Genomic DNA, 19,101 nt, shown 5'->3' on the forward strand with positions numbered 1-19,101 from the left:
TTTAATCACAAGACAAATTTTCGGCATTCATCATTCTATCAAAATTAAATCCTGGTATCTGAGTTGCAGATGAATATGGAATTATTCCTAAAATTGGTATATCTGCCTGAACAACTACAATGAATTGATTTGGGTCTAGTCTAATGTCCCCTCCATCAAATTCAAAATCTAATGTTATGAAAATGTGCTGAGATGCTGATAATTCCTCTGAAGAAAAAATTCCTTCTTGTACTGCTGATGACATTGGATTAATTGTGGATGGTTCTACTGAAAATGAACCTAAATTACTTGTCTCAAAATATGGAGTGATTTCTAATTTTTCAAAACTTATCCAAAATGGCATTGTATTGCAAAATTCAATTTCACCATGATTGGACATTGTAAAAAAACTGAACTGCCCTGGGTTGTCCCATCTGTATTCTAATTGCTGCATGCCAATTACACTCAACCCCCAATGTGCAAATGGCAAAACTATTACGATTATTGCAATAATTGAAATGATTGAATGTTTATTCATATTTTATTTTCTATTTTTTCTGGAAATCCGATAATGTTTCTTTCGAGCAAGTTATTCATTGCATTAGAAAAATTATCGTCTGATATTGCTCCTTCTAACCACCAGTAACCAATATTTTTTACCCATTTTGGAACTACAACATCATACACATTATCTTCATTTATTTCAAATGGAATGTTTACTAATTTAGTATCCACATATTTTTGAAATGCATCTAATAGAAAGCCATCCGAGATATTCCCAGAAAGCCAGTTTGCCATTATTGGTTTAATTAACTCTGGAATACAAATGGAATCTGATTCTATCAATTCAAATTCTGCAGAAGTTACTGCTCCTGAATATTCTACATCGATGAAATATTTTCCTAATGGAAATATTTCTGCTTCAAATGGAATTAATGAGGGAATAGGATTTTGTAATTCTGTTATTGCTATTGGTATGGCACTACTGCCTTTTCCTGATTCATCACTAATGTGAATTATTGCAGGATCTCCAGTTACTTCAGAAACCTCGATTGTATAGAATAATTTTTCACAATAACTGTATGTGGTTTGTTCCATAATTATTGAAATTGATGGCTCTGCATAAACTAGGGGCAAAAGGGGGAGAATCCCAATAATGAAAAATATTGATAATGTTGATGTTTTGGATATCATCTTTTCTTAAAATTTACACTACTCAATAAAAATCTCAAAGCAATCCTGAGGAATCTTTTTTAATAACTTTAGCCAACTTTATTTATCGAGTTTTCTGCGGAAGCAAATTCTTTGGGTGTGTGGCTTGTGAAACCCCACTCAAGGAAATTTTTACTGATTAGCGTTGCTTAGGAATACTCTTGGATTTACAGTTAGAAAGTGGGATGTTTTTGACTTTTTTTATGATTACAACAATGATTTAGATTATAAAATATTTAGTGCGTCATTAGGACTATGCTGTCTGGATACGAAGGCATCACTATGACATGCTATGTCTATGTCGCACAGATTAGATAATGGTGAATTTAATATTAAAGATATATTATTTTGATTTAATTCTGAATCAAATCAACTAGAATCTATCTTAATAATTTGAATCACTGTTATGATGTAGTGAATTCGTGATAAGACAGCTGTACACTACATTCAGTACCGGTCTGCCTTCATTTGAATTCACTAAAAAATACTGATAATTCAAATAATGTGGAGTTTTTAGATAAATCATAATCCACAAAGTTATATTTTTAGTATAGAATGTATTATGCAATTTATGCATGTTGAAACAGTTCAAACAGAAGACTTGTCAAAATTAGATGCTCTTGTAAATGAGATAATTGAGCAGAGAAAAATTGTCGATATTAAAGTAACAACTACTGTATTTCAAGAAAAAATTCTATATACAGCACTTGTAATTCTTGATGATTGAATTTATTTTTCTTTAATTTCTTTTTTTAATTTTTCTAATGATTCAAGATATTCTTTTTTCATTAGATTTTCAGGAACTGTTTTATTGTTCTTATTTTTCTGTGGGGCTTTAACTTTTTTTGGTTCAGTCATACTTGAAATATGTCCTTTCAACTATTAAACAATTAACACTGCCAAAAAGTATTACATTATTTTTTTGTAGAGATCCTATCAAACCATTCATTTGATAGGATTACCTGACAATATTGTTTGAATACGCTTTACGATGTCACTTGGGTTCCCTGCATTATCTAAGGAAACTACAAGAAGCATTTCACTATTAATTGGAAATATTATTCTTATCAAATTATCATAAACTTGAAGAGTGTAATGGGTATTTCCAATTTTTTCAGAAATGGAATTTCTAAAGTTCCAGGATTCAATAGTGTGTTTTAAAGCCATTTTATTCTCTACTTCAGTTAGTAGATCTACCACTCCATCCATTTTACGTCTAAATATGCTGTTACCTTTTAAATCGTAAATCATTACGTATCGTATATTTCCAGAAACATGCATGATGCTGTTTAGGAATTTCTCTTGATTTACCAGTTTCAGTTGTTCCATGATAGAGTATTACATGATTGTAATAATTAATGAAAATGGAAGTTGATTTAATTCAGAATGAACTCAACTATGGATTAGATTTTAAATAATTTCCCTTAAATTACTACGTTGATAAAATATAGAGAAATAATAACCGAAAACAAGGCATATGACAAATCAATGCATTGCGATTATTGTGGATGCCTATTGAAAATTCAAGAAGATTATTGTTCTGAACCATGTAAACAGAAAGATTCAGTTTGGCACAGGAATGATGAGGAATAAACATCATGTCGTATTCAAATTCTAATGATGAACATTCTATTGAGGAACAATTTGAAAAGATATACCCTCAGTATGATTATTCACTAGAGTCTACATATCGTGAAAAAGATGTGAGAAAAAGAAAAAGAATGAAAACAATGGACTAATGGTTGTTCTTAAAATGGAGATAAAAAATGAAATCAGTTCTAATTTTAATAATTTTAGGAACAATTTTATCTGTTTTTCCTGTAGCGTATGGTCTAACTAATCTGGAAGAAACTCAATATCTAGATAATTTTACTCGTCTTTACCAAGAAAAAAAATATGACGATTCAATTATAGAATTAGATAAAATTTTAGAAGTTGATCCAGATAATATCACGGCATTAAATAAAAAAGGCAGTGTTCTCTTAACTCAAGGAAAATATGTTACTGCGTTACAAACCTTTGAAAGAGCATTCACTATTGACCCAAAAAGCTTTGATTCCATGAATGGTCTTGGTAATTCGTATTATAATTTAGACCGATATAATGATGCAATAAAACAATATGAACAAGTTTTAAAAAAAGATCGTAAAAATATAGGTGCTCTACTTGGAAGTGGAAATGTGTTGCTAAAAGTAGAGCAATATGATGATTCTATTCTGTTCTTTAATCTTGTATTGGCAATAGATCCAAATAACTTATCTGCCTTGATAGGAAATGCAAATGCTCTATTATCAGTCAACCAATACAAACTATCATTAAGTTTGTTTGAAAAGATTCTTGAAATAGATCTAAACAACATAGATGCTCTTAACGGAAAAGGCCAAGTATTTTTAGACCTAAATCAATTTGAAAAATCAAGAATTGCTTTTTTAGCTGCACAAGAAGTTGATCCTGAAAATATTACCACGTTACTTGGTCTTGCCGAACTAAATTTTTTAGAGAAAAAAAATATTAAATCTCAGAAACTATATGAAACCATTCTCTCCCTTGATCCTGATAATACTCGGGCATTAATTGGAGAGGCATCTGTTCTTGTAGAATTGGGACGATTTGATGACGCAATGGAATATTTTAATGAAGCATTAGAAGTAGATCCTAATAATTTAGATGCTCTAAATGGAAAAGATATGATTATGAATAATAGAGTAAATGACTCTCTTGATTTGATTTTATTGGTTACTATAATTGGAAGTATTACTTCGGTTGTTTCATTTTTTGTAGTTCTATTCAAAATTAAAGAAAACGCCGAATTAAAAGCAAAACTGACCATGTCAAATGAACAGATTGAAGATTTAGTAGATAAAATGATGAAGAGTATGGGAAAACCTAAACCAAAATGATTTGATCTAAAAATTTAAATTAATTTTAACTAACTGAAATCAAATTTGTAGTTCTTTTAATGCCATTCTTGCAGCAATTCTAGCTGTTTTTGATGCCATTGTTGCTTTTGCAATTTCATTTTCTGCAACCATTGCTGCACGAATTGATGATTCTATTTGTATATTGTATGTTTTTTGATATTTTTTTTCTAGTTGTGGAGTTGTCATTTTCTTTGATGTGGCCAATGCTGCATTAGCTGATTTTCTTGAGACAATTGCAGCATATTTTGCATTTTTAGTATGGGTAATTGTTTTTGATGTTTCTTTTTTTACTGCAGCTAATCTAGATTTTGCTCTAGATTCAGCTAGTTTAGCTCCTTTCATTGCTTTATTTGTACTTGAAACTACGCTTTGCATAATTTCACTTAGTTTTGCAATATGTTCAGGATGGGAATTGAATTTTTTTGCGAGAAGTTTTTTTGATGTATTTCTAACGATTTTTGCATTGTGAATTGCCCTTGTTGCATTTTCTATATGGGGATCTATATTCATACTGTATTTCTTACCTTGATGATAGAATTTATGCTTATGTAAAATTGAATCTTAATTGTATTTGTTTTACTCATGACAAATTGGTAAGTGTATGTGATCATTCGTGATTACCAAGTGTTATTAGCACTTTTGACTGTCATATAGTTATGGATATTACAGGATTGTATATGCTAAATACTTCTGAATATACTGAAGAAAAAATTAAGAGAACTCTTGAATTATTATACGAGGGTAGAGAAAATGAATTTAAAGAATTATCAAAAGTATTTCTTGGAGAAAAGGAATTAAGTAAAACAGCAAATTGGAAAGGATTTGTTTTGAATTTTTGTTTAGATGTAGAAGAGTCATTTAAAACATGGAGTGGCCAAATGCCGCTAACTGAAACATCCCCACAAAAAGCTCTTACCCTACTCAGACAAGTAAGCAATGGTTTGACATCTATGAATCAACTAATGCACATACTAAACATTTCATATACTATTTCAACAGAATTTAATGAAATTTACAAACGACTAAAATGATATGGTGTATTCTGAAGTTTAATATGCAGTGTACTTGTTTTTAACACATGGCATTATCATTTCAACATATTCTTGTACCCTATGATGGAACAAAATCTGGAGATAAAGCATTTAACGGTGCGATTCAACTCGCAAAAAATTCTCTTCTAAAATCACTATACTAGCTTGTATGGAAAAAAATGCTACGTTTGGATTTTTTGATACAAAATCTGATAAAAAAGAAATGAAAAATCAAAATAAAATAATGGAAAAAAAGTTTGATGAATTAGAACAGATAGCGAAAAAATCCGGCATTCGATGTAGTTCGAGAATTTCTAGTTGCACTGTGGCCTCAAAATGTATCATATCTTATGTAAAATCACATGAAATTGATCTAATTGTTATGGGTAAATCTTCAAAAGTTAGTCCTGAAAAAATCTATCATGATAGTACTGTAAATCACATCTATGTTAGCGTTAAATGTGCCATGTTGAATATTTGATGAGTGATTTTATTTTAATTTAAACATCTCAACAAGTCTATAACTTCAAACAATACATTTGATTATGGCCGTATACTGCTTATTTTTCATTGAAGAAAATTATTCTAACTTCCCATGAACAACAGAATTCAAACATAGAATCAGTGTTTAAGAAATTCAAGGTACCATTCTATAATAAAATGGTGCAAGCAGATGATCTCAAAATATTTGAATACACGATAATTGCGCCTGATAATACAGCACGCACAATTTTAAAAAAATTATCCAAAATTATTGATACCGAACAAAAAGAAATCATGATTACTAGTCAAACATTAGATGCATCATTTTCCGATTATCTTGAAAATTTAGAAAAACAAGAAAAAGAAAAAGATACGGGACAATTAACTGAAGAATTTCATGCAATAACAGAACCTTCTGTTGAATTTAACAAAGATTTGTTTGCAATGGTAATTATTGCATCTGTTGCAGCAGTAATTGGTCTATTTACAAACAACGCTGCACTTGTAATTGGAGGGATGCTGCTGGCACCTTTGATAGGACCTATGACTGCTTTTTCGTTTAATGTTGCAGTTGCAGAACCACGTAAGATTGCAAAATCTGCGATTAATGGTACTTTACTTTTGATTGCATCTTTTTCCACTGCTGCAATATTAACACTTGTGGTATCTCAGTTTGCTGAATTGCCAATTACAGATGAGATCCTTTTACGAACAGACGTGTCTATTGTTTTCTTAGCTTTGGCAATATCGTTAGGTATTGCTGGTGGTATTGCAATGTCTTCACATGTTCCAGGTCTTCTTGTAGGTGTTGCAATTGCAGCCGCATTAGTTCCACCTTCGGCAGTTGCTGGAATCGGTCTATCTTTATGGGAATTAGATATTTTTACCAATTCTCTTTTACTTACAATTCAAAATGTAATTGGTCTTATTTTGGGCATGATTGTGGTATTTTTTGTTAAAAAAATAACTCCTACAAAATATCATGAGAAAGAACAAGGCAAGCGATACATGATAATTACAATATCTATTTTTATTGCATTGAGTGTATTGCTTGGTATAATCTCTTTTCAGGCATATATCTGACAATGATCTAAGAATAGAAATTATAGTTTTTCACATTTTCCACCTGTTTTCTTCCAACTTTTTCCACCTTGACGTTTACATTGTGTTTTTGTAACTTTTCTGGATGTAACTCCTTTACAGTTTTCTTCAAGATAACATGTTCCCACAGGTATCTTGGTTGGTTTTTTATGTGTAGTGTGTTTTTTATGAACCGTTTTTGTCTTAATTCTTCCCACTGAAAGTGTAGGTGCTTTTCTTACAATACGTTTACGTTTAGAAATTAATGGTTTTTTTATTTTAGGAATTTTTGGTTTTCTGATTGGTCTTTGTATTGACATGGCATACATTAAACAATTTACTATTAAACTCATTCGTAATTTTAAATTAAAAACAATAAGAAATGTTCAGAGTCTTTTAGAAAATATATTGTAATCTAATATTATCTATTTTTAATTTTATAATATCCAAATAGTCCTCCGGCAATAGCACTACAGATTACTATGCCGAGTCCTATTAACCACTCTTGAGAAAACCATTCAGAATTTGTAATTAACACAACTCCAATTAGAATGGAAATTATTACAACCAATGAAATAATGATTATATTTTTTGACATTATTCGCTCTCTTTTCCATTCCAAACAACTCTTTGTGGGAATGGAATTTCAATTTCTGCCTCATCCAAAGCATTTTTGATAACTTTTAGTAAATTAGGCATTACTTCAAGTAAATCATCACGAGGGTACCATACACGAACCAATATGTTGACACTATTATCTGCCAACTCTGAAATTGAAAATTGTGGTGCTGGCTCCATCAATGAATATACGACATTATTTTCAATTGCATTTTTAATTACACTAATTGCATTATCAATATTTTCACCATATCCAATTCCAACTGTAACTTCACTTCGTCTTACTTCAGAAAGAATAAATGTTCGAAGATTTGACGTGAACATTTTTTCATTAGGTATACGTACCACTGTCCCATCAAACTGCTGAACTTTGGATGAAAATGTGTTAATATCTATAAGCTTTCCTGTTACATTTACATCGACTACTTCAACTGTATCTCCTTGTTTTACAGGTTTTTCAATTAACAAGAATGCCCCTGAAATCATGTTTGATACTACGGATTGTGCTGCAAATCCAATCACAATTCCCATAAATCCTGCTCCTACAACTAGTCCACCAATATCAAATCCTTGACTTGCAGTAGCTGCTAACAGAAAAATAATAATTATTCCATAATAGATTAGTTTGTTAAGTGTCTTTACAGTGTGTATTGGCATGTTTGGTGCAAATTTTCTATTAAAAATCATACGAGCAATTCGTGCAACGATAACTCCTGCAGAAACAAGAATTCCTATGATGAGTAGACCCCATACTGATAATCCATCCATCAATTGCATGTCTAGAATTTCAAACATGTCTAATTGAATCCCCTATCCATCATAAATGATGATTTTTCTTTCTTTTCAGCATAGGATACAATATTCAAATTTTCTTCTTTAGCTGAATAGTCTTCTTGATTAATTTCGATGATATCTTTGCCGACATCTTGTTTTATCACACATTTAACATCATCAATGTGCACTTCGTGTGAATTATCGAGATAGTAGATGGTATAAACAGTAATTGGAAATACAAGTTTTCCTACAAATGCTCCATGGCTTAGTTCATTAGATAATGTGACTTTCATTTTAGCAAAAATATATGGATCTGATTCATTGTCTTCTAAAAGTTTGACTTTGGAGTACATGCAAAGATTACCTTGTTCTGGAGTTCCATACAATGCAAATCTAGAATGCATTGGCTCACAGGTAAAACAATCAAAGAGTTCTTTAGAATTGTCACTTGAATTAATTACAAAAATACCTATTTCAATTGGAAACTGAACTAATATATTTACTATTGAATTCTTTTCTACAAAAAGAGATTCTTCTAGTCTGAGAAAAATTAAATCATTTGTTTTTTTCGCTGGAAGATTTAGTGGTAAGACTGGACACAATTCAATTTTGGTATCTTTATTTGATTGTTGGATTGATTTTCTAATTTCTTGGTTTGTAGAGTTTTTTCTATAGTATGATAGCCTTCCATCTAACTTTCGAGTAATATGTATCTCTGTTTTAGGTAATAGTAAATCTAGTTTATCTGAAATATCATACATTCCATAACCTGAAAAATTTTCTTTGGTACTCAAATTAATTGCTCTAATTATGATAGATTGTCAATGGTTATAAAATACATACTTTATGAGTTGGCACTAGCCAAAATATTTTTTCCTCTTTAAATAACAAAAACTAGAAAAAAATTCATGAAAAATATATGTGAAAACTGTAAAAACGAATTTGAAAATAGAGCAAGTGATTGTTGTTCTAAAGAATGCTTTATCGAATACATGGGTAAAATTGTGGTATAGTGATTATATTGAATCAAGCAATTACAAATTTCTAATCAAGGAATCCAAGTAATTTTAGAGAATCTAGATGGGCAATTAGCAGATATTCGTCGAGATCCTAGATTAGAAGGTCTAGTTGATGATTTGGAGAATCTATTTTATTCATATCTTAAAACTTGGTTGAAAAGTAATAATGAAGTTCTTGATATTTTGAAAAATAACATAAAGTCTTTGGAAATCAGTTATTAAAGGGAATTTTTCTATTCTCGATATGCCTAGTTATCAAGACCAGACGTGGATCAGACTATGGAAAGAAAATTCCCCTGAAATACGTGAACGTGTAATTGGATGGCGTAAACAAAATGCAGTCACTCGTATTGACAAGCCAAGTAGATTACAGAGGGCAAGACGATTAGGTTACAAAGCAAAACAAGGTATCATTGTTGTTAGAATGAGAGTTGGTACTGGTGGTATGAGAAAACAAAGACCTACTGGTGGTAGAAGACCAAAACATCTTGGTGTTACAAGAATCAAGGCAGATGATGATATGAAAACTGTTGCAAATAGAAGAGTTATTCAAAGATACCCAAACATGAAATTTTTAGGATCTTATTTTGTCTATAAAGATGGAAAACATTATTGGTTTGAAGTAATTTTAGCAGATCCTGATCATCCTCGAATTGCTCAGGATAAAGAAATAACTAAGAGAATTCCTAGAACTGCATAACTTGAAAACATTATTTGCGTTAACTATTGCATTACTTTTTGTAATAACTCCTGTTTATGGTCAAGCGTTATCTGATGCTACTGGTTTAATATATCGATTAGATATTCAAACTGGCGGTCATACGTTTGAAGTAAAAACTACTTCTAATTTTCAAATACTAGATTTTGAATTTGATAAAGATCAGAAAAAATTAACTCTTTACATATCAAGTGGATTAGAAAATAATTTGAGTGAAGTAATTCTTCCTCAGAAACTTTTGGGAGGTAATCTGACATTCTATCTTAATGGACAAGAATATGTTCCTCAGGTAAAAACAAATGAAAAAATTTCTTTTATTACTTTGAATTTTACAGGAATTGGAGATAATACATTAGATATTGTTGGAACTGAATATCTTTCTGGGTTTACTGAAATAACTTCTGATATACTTCCATCTGATCTAATGCCTTTAGAGGATAATGATGAAGGATTAATTTACACCGCAATAATTATGGCACTTTTGATCATTGGTGGAATAGTCGGTGTAATTCTTCTCGTAAATAAAAGAAGAAAATAAAAGATACTAGAATTTCAATATTTTTGATACTTGGTATGGATAATGCAAAAATTGCCCTTGTATGTGGATTTGTAATTGTTGTAGTGTTATCTATTACACTAGTTTTGATTAAATGATTTAATTCTCATTTATCAGTTTCTGAATTATTGCATCAACATGACCTGATTGTCCAAATGACACATCTCTGAGAATCCCTTTCCTGTCTACTATTATCATAGATGGCGTGCCTTGTAGGGAGAACTTTTCAAATGTCTCTGCTGAATATTCTTTGGATTTCATGTAACTTTTAACTCTTTCAATGATTTGATTTTTGTACTCATCTGGTTGTGAGTCAAAATCTGGAATTTGAGGATAGATAAACTCCATAATTTTTTCCTGACTGATTTCTCCTGAGGTTTTTGTGAGATTATCCATTGCCAGTGGAAATGGAATTTTAAATGAAAGCTTGTTTCCATCTTTTAATTGACCATATGATGCAAGTGCATCTTTTGTTTCACCGATTACTTCGCCTGTTTCGGCAAGCATTTTCAAATTATCTAGTGTATTTTTATCAAAATCTTCAAAAGCAGTAGCTAAACCTAAAACTCGAACACCTTCATCTTTGTATTTATTATAAATCTCAATTGCTTCAGGAATTGCATTCATGAAACATCCTGGGCAATTCACTTGAAAGACTTCTAACAATACTATGTGATCTTTTTCTTGGTCAAAATTCGTTGGAGCTCCTTGTACCCATTCAGAAACTCCAAAATTTGGTGCTTTTTCGCCAATTTTTATGCCCATTATCGATTATCTGACTTTTTCCATTAAATAGATATCTGAACTAGTAACCTAATATAGGACACAAAAAATTCCAAAATAAAATGCAGGTAATTACTGAAGATAGAATGGCACTTTTTGCAGAGATGGAATCAAAATATGAACAAAAAGATACTGAATATTTTATTTCTCTTTTAGAACATCCTGATTTTGTTGTTAGAACAAGGGTTGCATGTATTTTAGTTGATTTTGGTGGAGAAGATAAAGTTCCACATATTGCTAAAGTTTTAAAAAATGATGAAAATGAACTAGTTCGGCATGAGGCAGCTTTTGCTTTAGGTCAAATGTCTTACTCTAGTGCTATTCCGCCATTGACTGATGCAACTCTTAATGATCCTAGTATGTTCGTACGACATGAAGCTGCAATAGCTTTGGGTGTTGTCGGTTCTAAAGAAGCAAAAGAGGCTCTTCAAAAGGCTCTAAACGATCCTGAACATGCAGTCGTTGAATCTGCAGTTGTAGCATTATCTAATATTGAATTTATGGAAAAGTTAAGTAAGAACGAAAAGTTTGCAAAGTTGACAGGTGGATGAGATGAATTTTTCTTATGGAGTTATTGGTATTGTAGGCGTTCTTGCTGCAATAACTATTGGATTCATAGCAATGGATCCTACTGGAATAATTGAACCAAGAATAGTTGATGAAGAAAAACCAGTTGCATGTACCATGCAATGGGATCCGATGTGTGGTGTTGATGGTGTAACTTATGGAAATATGTGTATGTTGAATGCTGCTGATGTAAAATTAGATTATTCAGGTGAATGTATTGCTGATTCTAAATCAAACATGAAACCATGTACAAAAGACTATAGACCTGTATGTGGAGTTGATGGCAAAACTTATGGAAACATGTGTACTTTGGAATCTTCTGGAATTACATTTGATTATGAGGGTGAATGTGTAGTGGTACAACCAAAAGTTGAACCAAAAGTTGAACCATTACCCATGACTGCCATTGTTTCAGTTCCTGCAGGATCTGCAGTTCCAGGATGTGACGATACCAATGAATGCTATTTGCCTTTTGAGACTAATGTTGCGATAGGTGCAACTGTTTCTTGGATTAATGATGATTCAGCAGCACACACAGTAACAAGTGGATTGCCTGGAACTCATGATGGAGTGTTTGATAGTAGCTTGTTTATGGCAGGTGCTGTTTACGAATTTACTTTTGATGATGCTGGAACTTATGATTATTACTGTATGGTTCATCCATGGATGACTGGAATAGTAAACGTAAACTAGAGTGATGTGACTTTACTTCCTTGTTCACTTGATTCAAATCTGTAAATCTGTTCTACTGTTGAATCCTCAAAAATTTCTGCATCGTGAGTAATAATTAGAAATTGCATTCTAGTTTCTGAATTGGAAATATCTGATAATTGTGATAGTACTCCAACTAGAGATTTTTTACGTTCAGCATCAAGGTGTGTTGTTGGTTCATCCAAAATCATCAAATTGAGATTTGATGCTCCAAGCAGACTTGACATGCCTAATCTTAATGCTAGTGCAACACTTACTTTTTCTCCACCACTTAGAGATTCTAATTCTAAAACTTCAGTTTTTGAATAACATGCTATTGAAATGTCTCTTGTTTTTTCTGATAACATAATTCGTTGAATTTTAGTATTTAGTAATGTGAGGTATTCTGATGCTTTGGCAGAAATTGTGTTTAATGCCCATGATCTTAAACTTGTTGCAACCGGCCCATCTCTGCTAAAAATATTTGTTTGAATTTCATTAAGGTTTGAAACATACTCTTTTACGACTTTTAATTCTGTAATTGCTTTTTCAATTATGCTGATTTGCTCTTCTCCTTTTGAAATTTTCTCTGAAATTCCACCAATCTGTTGATCTATTTGAGATAAACTCATTTGCTTTTCATTAATTGCAATTTTTAGAGAATTGAATTCTTGTTGATCAAATCCTGTGGTTTCTTCTTCTAATTTTGAAATATTTTCAAAAATCATTTTGGCATGAGAATCTATGGTTGATATTTCAAGTAAACTTCCATTAGTTGTTAGGGGAATTCTTTGTTTTTTGATTTTTACATCTTCTTGTATTTTCATTAATTCTTCTTTATTGTTGATTGAATGAGCCCTGAGTGTTGCTTCAGCGTCTCTTGCAATTTGTAATTTTGTTGAAAACTCTTTCTTTTTTTGATTATACATGACTCTTTCTTTTTCTTTTGAAATAATTTGGTTTTCAATATCTGTAATTTCTTGACGAAGATGATTTTCTTGAAACAATGGATTTAATTTTTCTACATTTGAATCGCATACTGGACATTTGTTATCTTTTAATTGAAGTTTTAATGCCAGTGATAATTTTTCTTTTAATGATATTGTCTGGTTTGTCCTTTCTTGAATTTGTTTGAGTGTTCCATCGATGGCTTCCTCAACTTTTAGAATTTTAGATTCCAGGTCTGATTTTAACACTGCATGCTCAAAACAACCCTCACAATCATGAATTTTACGCTCATTTTCATTAATTTCGCGCTGGATTTCTTGAATTGCTTCTTTTGCATAGGCTGATAGTTCTTTTTTTCTTAGTTCTAGTTGATTGATTTTATCTATTTTTGGTGCTTCGGTCTCTACTTTTGTTCTTAGATTATCTACTTCTTTTTTCAATTGTTCTTGTTTTATTTCTAAATTCTTTTTCTCTGGTTTTGATTCTTCAATTTCTTTTTGATATCTTTCTAATTCTCGAAATAGAATTTCAATATGGGTATCATCATATCCTACGGAGTCTCGAATTTTCTCTCGGAATTCTTTGTTTACTGTTTTCATTGCTTCTGATGCTACATCAAGCTTGTCAATTCCTATGATTGCATTTAATAATTCTTTAAACTCTTTTGGTTTGGCATTAATTATTGCATTTAATTCCCCTTGTTGTACAATTGAAGCAATTTTTAATTTTTCAAAATCTAAACCAATCACTTTTTCAACTTCTTGAGTCATTGATTCTCCAAATTGCTTTCTTTCCCCTGCTGCAATCTCTATTCGTTCACCATTTACAACTTCGGCAAATGTTGCAGCCAGAGCTCCCTTACTATCAATTTTTCTTACAGCTTCGAATTGTTTATCATTAATGGAAAAGCTAATTTTTGCAAATCCTTGGGTTGATCCTCGTTTAATCAATCCTTTGTTTGATTTTCTAGTATGTTGACCAAACAATGCAAATGTGATTGCATCTATGATACTTGATTTTCCTGCACCATTATCTCCAACAAATACTGTGACCCCATTTTCAAATTCTAGTTTTGTATTTGAGTGAGCTAGGAAATCCCCTAACTCTATTGATGTAATCAAGACTTGGTCTCCTTTTTGAATTTTTCAAAATTTTCAAAAACTAATTGTGATGCTTCTTTAATTTCACCCGTTGCTAAAATTGGAAGTAGTTCTTTTATTGCAAATTTTGCTGACTGTTCAGAACCTAGTGCATCTACTGATAATCTGTACATTTCGTCATCAATGACATTTGGTCTGTCTAGAAATATCGACGAGTCTGAAATCTGTTTGGTGCTGATTCTCCAAAAACATCTCAAAACCAATGAGTTTAGTCTGGCTATTTGTGCCTGAATATGGTCTGTTTCTATGTTTTCGCCTTGAATTTTCACTTCAACAATTGGCTTTTTTCCTTCAGTTACTATTTTTTCAGAGATTTCTCCTATCGTTTTTTCCAAATCTTGATATTCTGTTTTAAATGAAATTTGAGGTCTTGCATCTAATTCAATCCAATTTGGAATTGCATCTTCTCCTGAGATGTCTACTTCGAAGAATCCTTTCTTGGTTTCTTTAATTCCTTCACTAGTTGTTAATTCTATTGACCCTGGGTATGCCACTGGTCCACTTAGATGGCTAAATTGTTTGACATCTTTATCGTGAAGATGGCCCATTGCATAATATGTGAAGTTTTTTGGCAAATCTGTTGATTGTAACTCTCCTGCAAACTTGTTGAATTCTGTTATACCTTGATGTAGAATTAAAATTTTATGGCCTGAATGATCTTTGACTTTGTTGTCTATTGCAGAAAATTTTTCTTCATATTGTGAAATTTCTGCTTTTCTTATTTTATCAAATCCTGCTAATAGAACTCCTTTGTATTCTATGGGGACTCCTTGACCGATATATTTTGAAAATTCTAAATTGTGGTAAACATATGGTATTGGTGTAGTTCTAATTCTACTAATGTCATGTTCTCCTAAAATAAAAAATGAATCAATGTTATTTTGCTTTAATCTTTTTAATCCATTTGCCATTTGTATAATTGCAGTCCCATTTGGATTTGGAACATGAAAAATATCTCCTGCAAAAATTACAAAATCCACATGATCTTTAATTGATGTATCTATAGATTGATTAAATACATCATAGACATCTTGTGCACGTTCTTCTGAACCATACTGGACTAACCCCAAATGTGTATCTGAAATGTGTGAAAATAACATTAGTCTAATAGCAAATCTTTTTGTACCAACCCTTGAGTTGATTCCACTGCAACCTCATTCATTTTTTCTGCTTTTGCCCATGCGTTGACTGCACTTTGATCTGCCCCCATTACCTTTTCTTTTACTTCTTCAACGTGAACCAATGATGGGAGATTTGTCCATTGTCCAACAAGAACTGCATCTCCTACGTTTAGTGATGTTAATTGAGCGATTAATTCACGACTAGTTGACTCTGTTGCTGAGGCTATTTGTCGCTGGTCATCTTCTTGAATTATCTTCATTATTGCAAATGATCCCATCTGACTGAGAACGTTAAGATCCACACTTCTGGGTCGCTGAGAAACTACTCCTAACCCAAGCCCAAACTTTCTACCTTCTCTGGCAATTTTAGCCGCCCAATATTTTGCACTAGTGTCATGGTCTTTTGGAATGAAGACATGTGCTTCTTCAATGATTACAAAAATTGGTGAATTAAATCTGAAATTTCTTTCTCTTTTAGTTTTTCTGTGTCTTGCCATACTTGCATCTTTTCTATCTTTGAGTAGCTGTTGTAGATAAAATGCAACTGCTACATTTGCTTGTTTTTCAGATAGTTCTGAAATATTTAGAATATTTGTTCTACCTTCTTTAATGAAACTAATTGGGTCTCCCATATCTGGATCTAAAATATCTTCAAATCTTCTTTGAGCGTCTTCTATAATATCTTGAACTCTATATGCTGATGTCCTAATTTCTTTCAATTTTTTGTCTTCGGAATTTACAATAAACTCCACTTCATTTTCTAATTTACTCCAAAATTCTTTTGATTCTTTTACATGCTTTGTAAATGCCATTCTTAAAACACGTTGTTGAACATTTGCCCCGTCTCTAATTTCTAATACTTCTGATAACTGATCAGCATCTAATAATCTGGGATTAATTTTTGCATCAATTACATTAATTCGTGGGATGTTTAGACTTGTATAGTCATTGTGATAATCAAAAATTATTACAGTTCCTTTTAATTTTGAAATTTGTTTTGTAATTAATGATACTAAATTACTTTTACCCATACCTGTCATTGCAAGAATTCCTAAATGTCTTGACACAATTTTATCTAAATTCACTTTAGCATCAATTGATTTATTTCGTAAAAGATTTCCGATGCTTACCCATCCTTCTTTTTCTGGACTGAAAATTTCTTTCAAGTCTTGTTCACTTGGCAAAGTAATTTCTGTGCCTGGAATTGGGGGAATTGCAGGTATAATTGATTGACCTTTTCTTAAATTTTTTAAAAATCCTAAAATCCCAATATGTGCCGTAAATGTTTTATCTCTTTTATTTAATTCAGCAATTTCAGTACTTTCTGAAGCTTCATCAAAATTCCTTACATCTGTAAATGCCGCACTTGACACTGAAGATCTTTCTACTAATCCTAAGATTTCTCCTTCATCAGTACTAATTTTGATGTATTCTCCTACTGATAATGCTCTTGAAGTAATTGCTGTGACAATTGTAGGCTTTGATTCACCAATTACAAAACCTAGACTCAACCCAGTACCTCCCGTGAACCTATCTCATTACTTAATCCTAACAAACTAACCATCTTTGCAAGTTCTTTATCAGATATTTTACAGTTATTATGTGCAAGCTTTAGAGCGTATGGATATCCTCCGACACTAGTTTTGTATAATTTATTCATAATTGATTTAACTTCATTTTCATCATGTTGATCTCCTAAAAATTCTAATTTAATTATTGGAGTAGAATCGCTTAATCTTACAAATGTTGAAGAAATTATTTTATCTGCACCATATTTTTTTTCTACAAAAATTTTACTAAATCCTGGACTATTTGTTACATGATTGTAATAGAAAATATCTCCTGCGAGAGAACCTAAATTTTCAAATTGTTTCTTTGTATTTGACGTCTTTGCTATGAAAATAACATTGTCTTTCTTTTTCATTATTCTTACAATTGATGCGCCCAAATTTGCTTGTCTGGTCATCAATTGTGAATGTAGAGAACCATCCATCAATACCATATCTACTCTATCTACTGTTCTCTCACATGCCTCGATTTCCATTTTACTTGCAATACTTGAAATATCATCTGCAGATCCTAATCCTGATTTATGCAAATCAACTAAAATTTCACCATCTGATTTTACAGAAACAGCAGTAGTTGCCCATAATTCGATTCCTTGAAATTTTGTATTGTTGAAACTAGAATCAATCCCTGCAGTTACTACCTCTTCTTTTGTGGGTGTGAATTCTATCCAATTATCACGTGCTTTTTGTAAAATCTGTTCAAATTTAGGCCCCTTTAGTATAGAGAGCATTTTGTCTCTGTTGATAATTGCGTCTTTGTATACTGTGTTAAGCACAACAATACTTTGTAGGTTTGAATAAAATCTTTAGGTTATACTGAAACTTGACAAAGTTGATCCATCAAACCTCTTATCCTATCCTGCCCTTGAGGATGATTTTTTCATTTGTATTTGATGGTGTGGATTTGTCAATGTATCTAATTTCATATTCATCTCCAATGTGGATTGTTTTCCCATCTAATTGACGTGGAATTTTAATTTTCACTTCAAAAATGTTTGAATCAGGCCCTGTTTCTATAAGAGAAGATGAATTTGCATCAAAACTTGGATTTGCTAATGTAGTTCGAATTCCTCCTTCCCCTCTGAATTCAAACGAACTTAATGAAATCTTGTCTTCATTTCTAGAATCTGTATTTGCATCTGGCTCGTAAATTCTTAATGTAAATTCATGTCCAATTCTAGAACCTCCACCCAAAGTTTCAACTTTGGCAAATGTTGAAGTTAATGGGAATGATTTTACAAGCACTCTTTTTTCTCCGGAATAATCCGTCGCATCCAAATATCTTATCAAAACAATGTCATCTTGACTTAATGGTTGTCCATTGACTGTTTCAGGTAATTCCAATCTAATGTAAAATTGTCCCGTGTTAGGCCCTGTTTCAATCATGTTTTCAGGTCCTTCAATTGAAACTCCGTTAATTGTAAATTCAAACAATCCATCAGTTGGAATAACTTCTACTCCACTATGTGCAATATTCAAATCATGATCTGTAATGTAAAAATTAACAATAGACATTGATGATGCGGGAATTGTCTCAATTTCTTTGTCAGTTGCTTGGATTATTTTTTTTACTTGATTCAAATCTGTGAATTTTATTGTGGGAACCACTATGCCTATTTTTTCCATTTTTATTGCAGTTTCTGTTTTTACGCAAGCAGGAGCATCATTTGTTCTAATTACTAACTCTAGGCCTTCTCTGCATTTGACATCTGTAACATGTATGCCTTGCTGAATCTGTTGTCTTGGTGATTCTATTTCCGCATTTACTGGAAGTATAAATGATAAAGTTAAAAAAAATATTATTCCAAATAATACTTTATTTTGAAAAATCATCTATATCTCAAAACCTTGATTTTATTTTAAATAGATTTAG

26 protein-coding genes are annotated in these 19,101 nt (G+C 31.6%); 11 read left to right on the forward strand and 15 right to left on the reverse strand.

Translation table 11 applies throughout. From position 1 onward, the window contains the following. Position 1: 1 nt before the first annotated feature. Both ACW9W4_RS04680 and ACW9W4_RS04685 read right to left on the reverse strand, forming a co-directional pair. Positions 2–517 (reverse strand): thr operon leader peptide, encoded by a 516-nt coding sequence (locus ACW9W4_RS04680; RefSeq protein WP_457761317.1) that lies wholly within the window; start codon positions 515–517, stop codon positions 2–4. Next, positions 514–1,173: a hypothetical protein gene (locus ACW9W4_RS04685; protein ID WP_457761318.1), complete on the reverse strand. Its 660-nt coding sequence runs from the start codon at positions 1,171–1,173 to the stop codon at positions 514–516. Before ACW9W4_RS04685 ends, ACW9W4_RS04680 begins: the two co-directional genes overlap by 4 nt. 589 nt (positions 1,174–1,762) lie before the next feature. On the opposite strand from ACW9W4_RS04685, the gene ACW9W4_RS04690 reads away from it, so the two are divergent. Next, complete coding sequence (locus ACW9W4_RS04690) at positions 1,763–1,918, forward strand: hypothetical protein (protein ID WP_457761319.1); 156 nt, start codon at positions 1,763–1,765, stop codon at positions 1,916–1,918. A gap of 2 nt (positions 1,919–1,920) precedes the next feature. Here ACW9W4_RS04690 and ACW9W4_RS04695 read toward each other — a convergent pair whose 3' ends face one another. Further along, positions 1,921–2,049 carry a hypothetical protein gene (locus ACW9W4_RS04695; RefSeq protein WP_457761320.1) on the reverse strand — a complete coding sequence of 43 codons (129 nt, stop codon included), beginning with the start codon at positions 2,047–2,049 and terminating at the stop codon, positions 1,921–1,923. Between the two features lie 87 nt (positions 2,050–2,136). Then, a complete protein-coding gene (locus ACW9W4_RS04700; protein WP_457761321.1) occupies positions 2,137–2,520 on the reverse strand; it encodes a hypothetical protein in 384 nt (127 codons plus the stop codon). 108 nt (positions 2,521–2,628) lie between these two features. Between ACW9W4_RS04700 and ACW9W4_RS04705 the strand changes: the two genes are divergently transcribed. From ACW9W4_RS04705 to ACW9W4_RS04715, 3 genes are read left to right on the forward strand one after another with little or no spacing between them, the layout of a single operon-like run. Then, entirely contained in the window at positions 2,629–2,784 is a 156-nt protein-coding gene (locus ACW9W4_RS04705; RefSeq protein WP_457761322.1) for a hypothetical protein, read from the forward strand. 5 nt (positions 2,785–2,789) lie between these two features. Next, a complete protein-coding gene (locus ACW9W4_RS04710; protein ID WP_457761323.1) occupies positions 2,790–2,930 on the forward strand; it encodes a hypothetical protein in 141 nt (46 codons plus the stop codon). Between the two features lie 27 nt (positions 2,931–2,957). Continuing rightward, on the forward strand, positions 2,958–4,091 hold the full coding sequence (locus tag ACW9W4_RS04715) for a tetratricopeptide repeat protein (protein ID WP_457761324.1): 1,134 nt from the start codon (positions 2,958–2,960) through the stop codon (positions 4,089–4,091). Between the two features lie 39 nt (positions 4,092–4,130). On the opposite strand, the gene ACW9W4_RS04720 is transcribed toward ACW9W4_RS04715, so the two are convergent. Then, positions 4,131–4,622 (reverse strand): hypothetical protein, encoded by a 492-nt coding sequence (locus ACW9W4_RS04720; RefSeq protein WP_457761325.1) that lies wholly within the window; start codon positions 4,620–4,622, stop codon positions 4,131–4,133. 146 nt (positions 4,623–4,768) lie between these two features. Here ACW9W4_RS04720 and ACW9W4_RS04725 point away from each other — a divergent pair, with 146 nt between their 5' ends. The 3 genes from ACW9W4_RS04725 (at position 4,769) to ACW9W4_RS04735 (ending at position 6,709) form a co-directional block, all read left to right on the forward strand. Continuing rightward, the gene (locus tag ACW9W4_RS04725) at positions 4,769–5,143 is read left to right on the forward strand and encodes a hypothetical protein (protein ID WP_457761326.1); all 375 of its coding nucleotides are present in this window, start codon (positions 4,769–4,771) and stop codon (positions 5,141–5,143) included. Between the two features lie 169 nt (positions 5,144–5,312). Beyond that, positions 5,313–5,624 (forward strand): universal stress protein, encoded by a 312-nt coding sequence (locus tag ACW9W4_RS04730; protein WP_457761327.1) that lies wholly within the window; start codon positions 5,313–5,315, stop codon positions 5,622–5,624. Positions 5,625–5,713: 89 nt separating this feature from the next. After that, positions 5,714–6,709, forward strand: a complete 996-nt coding sequence (locus ACW9W4_RS04735; RefSeq protein ID WP_457761328.1) for a TIGR00341 family protein — start codon at positions 5,714–5,716, stop codon at positions 6,707–6,709. Positions 6,710–6,729: 20 nt separating this feature from the next. Here ACW9W4_RS04735 and ACW9W4_RS04740 read toward each other — a convergent pair whose 3' ends face one another. From ACW9W4_RS04740 to ACW9W4_RS04755, 4 genes are all read right to left on the reverse strand, one after another. Next, positions 6,730–7,026: a hypothetical protein gene (locus ACW9W4_RS04740; protein WP_457761329.1), complete on the reverse strand. Its 297-nt coding sequence runs from the start codon at positions 7,024–7,026 to the stop codon at positions 6,730–6,732. 101 nt (positions 7,027–7,127) lie between these two features. Continuing rightward, positions 7,128–7,304, reverse strand: coding sequence for a hypothetical protein (locus tag ACW9W4_RS04745; protein ID WP_457761330.1), 177 nt, complete (start codon positions 7,302–7,304; stop codon positions 7,128–7,130). Then, a complete protein-coding gene (locus tag ACW9W4_RS04750) occupies positions 7,304–8,119 on the reverse strand; it encodes a mechanosensitive ion channel family protein (protein WP_457761331.1) in 816 nt (271 codons plus the stop codon). Before ACW9W4_RS04750 ends, ACW9W4_RS04745 begins: the two co-directional genes overlap by 1 nt. A gap of 2 nt (positions 8,120–8,121) precedes the next feature. Continuing rightward, positions 8,122–8,892: a DUF432 domain-containing protein gene (locus ACW9W4_RS04755; protein WP_457761332.1), complete on the reverse strand. Its 771-nt coding sequence runs from the start codon at positions 8,890–8,892 to the stop codon at positions 8,122–8,124. A gap of 469 nt (positions 8,893–9,361) precedes the next feature. Here ACW9W4_RS04755 and ACW9W4_RS04760 point away from each other — a divergent pair, with 469 nt between their 5' ends. Next, on the forward strand, positions 9,362–9,817 hold the full coding sequence (locus ACW9W4_RS04760; protein ID WP_179362291.1) for a 50S ribosomal protein L15e: 456 nt from the start codon (positions 9,362–9,364) through the stop codon (positions 9,815–9,817). 1 nt (position 9,818) lies between these two features. Next, positions 9,819–10,373 (forward strand): hypothetical protein, encoded by a 555-nt coding sequence (locus tag ACW9W4_RS04765; RefSeq protein ID WP_457761333.1) that lies wholly within the window; start codon positions 9,819–9,821, stop codon positions 10,371–10,373. A 117-nt stretch (positions 10,374–10,490) separates the two neighbouring features. Here the strand turns inward: ACW9W4_RS04765 and ACW9W4_RS04770 are convergent, their stop codons facing one another. Continuing rightward, the gene (locus ACW9W4_RS04770; RefSeq protein ID WP_457761334.1) at positions 10,491–11,156 is read right to left on the reverse strand and encodes a peroxiredoxin family protein; all 666 of its coding nucleotides are present in this window, start codon (positions 11,154–11,156) and stop codon (positions 10,491–10,493) included. A gap of 80 nt (positions 11,157–11,236) precedes the next feature. Between ACW9W4_RS04770 and ACW9W4_RS04775 the strand changes: the two genes are divergently transcribed. Both ACW9W4_RS04775 and ACW9W4_RS04780 read left to right on the forward strand, forming a co-directional pair. Then, the gene (locus ACW9W4_RS04775) at positions 11,237–11,725 is read left to right on the forward strand and encodes a HEAT repeat domain-containing protein (RefSeq protein WP_457761335.1); all 489 of its coding nucleotides are present in this window, start codon (positions 11,237–11,239) and stop codon (positions 11,723–11,725) included. 1 nt (position 11,726) lies between these two features. Next, the gene (locus tag ACW9W4_RS04780) at positions 11,727–12,434 is read left to right on the forward strand and encodes a Kazal-type serine protease inhibitor domain-containing protein (protein WP_457761336.1); all 708 of its coding nucleotides are present in this window, start codon (positions 11,727–11,729) and stop codon (positions 12,432–12,434) included. On the opposite strand, the gene ACW9W4_RS04785 is transcribed toward ACW9W4_RS04780, so the two are convergent. From ACW9W4_RS04785 to ACW9W4_RS04805, 5 genes are all read right to left on the reverse strand, one after another. Beyond that, positions 12,431–14,500, reverse strand: coding sequence for an AAA family ATPase (locus ACW9W4_RS04785; protein ID WP_457761337.1), 2,070 nt, complete (start codon positions 14,498–14,500; stop codon positions 12,431–12,433). The genes ACW9W4_RS04780 and ACW9W4_RS04785 overlap by 4 nt on opposite strands. After that, positions 14,497–15,639, reverse strand: coding sequence for a metallophosphoesterase (locus tag ACW9W4_RS04790; protein WP_457761338.1), 1,143 nt, complete (start codon positions 15,637–15,639; stop codon positions 14,497–14,499). The genes ACW9W4_RS04785 and ACW9W4_RS04790 overlap by 4 nt, the downstream gene beginning before the upstream one ends. Further along, positions 15,639–17,171 (reverse strand): helicase HerA domain-containing protein, encoded by a 1,533-nt coding sequence (locus ACW9W4_RS04795; protein WP_457761339.1) that lies wholly within the window; start codon positions 17,169–17,171, stop codon positions 15,639–15,641. The genes ACW9W4_RS04790 and ACW9W4_RS04795 overlap by 1 nt, the downstream gene beginning before the upstream one ends. Continuing rightward, positions 17,168–18,004 carry a DNA double-strand break repair nuclease NurA gene (locus ACW9W4_RS04800; protein WP_457761340.1) on the reverse strand — a complete coding sequence of 279 codons (837 nt, stop codon included), beginning with the start codon at positions 18,002–18,004 and terminating at the stop codon, positions 17,168–17,170. Before ACW9W4_RS04800 ends, ACW9W4_RS04795 begins: the two co-directional genes overlap by 4 nt. Before the next feature lie 73 nt (positions 18,005–18,077). Then, positions 18,078–19,061, reverse strand: coding sequence for a hypothetical protein (locus tag ACW9W4_RS04805; RefSeq protein WP_457761341.1), 984 nt, complete (start codon positions 19,059–19,061; stop codon positions 18,078–18,080). Positions 19,062–19,101 lie beyond the last annotated feature (40 nt).

Source organism: Candidatus Nitrosopumilus sp. bin_7KS (genome assembly GCF_054095835.1).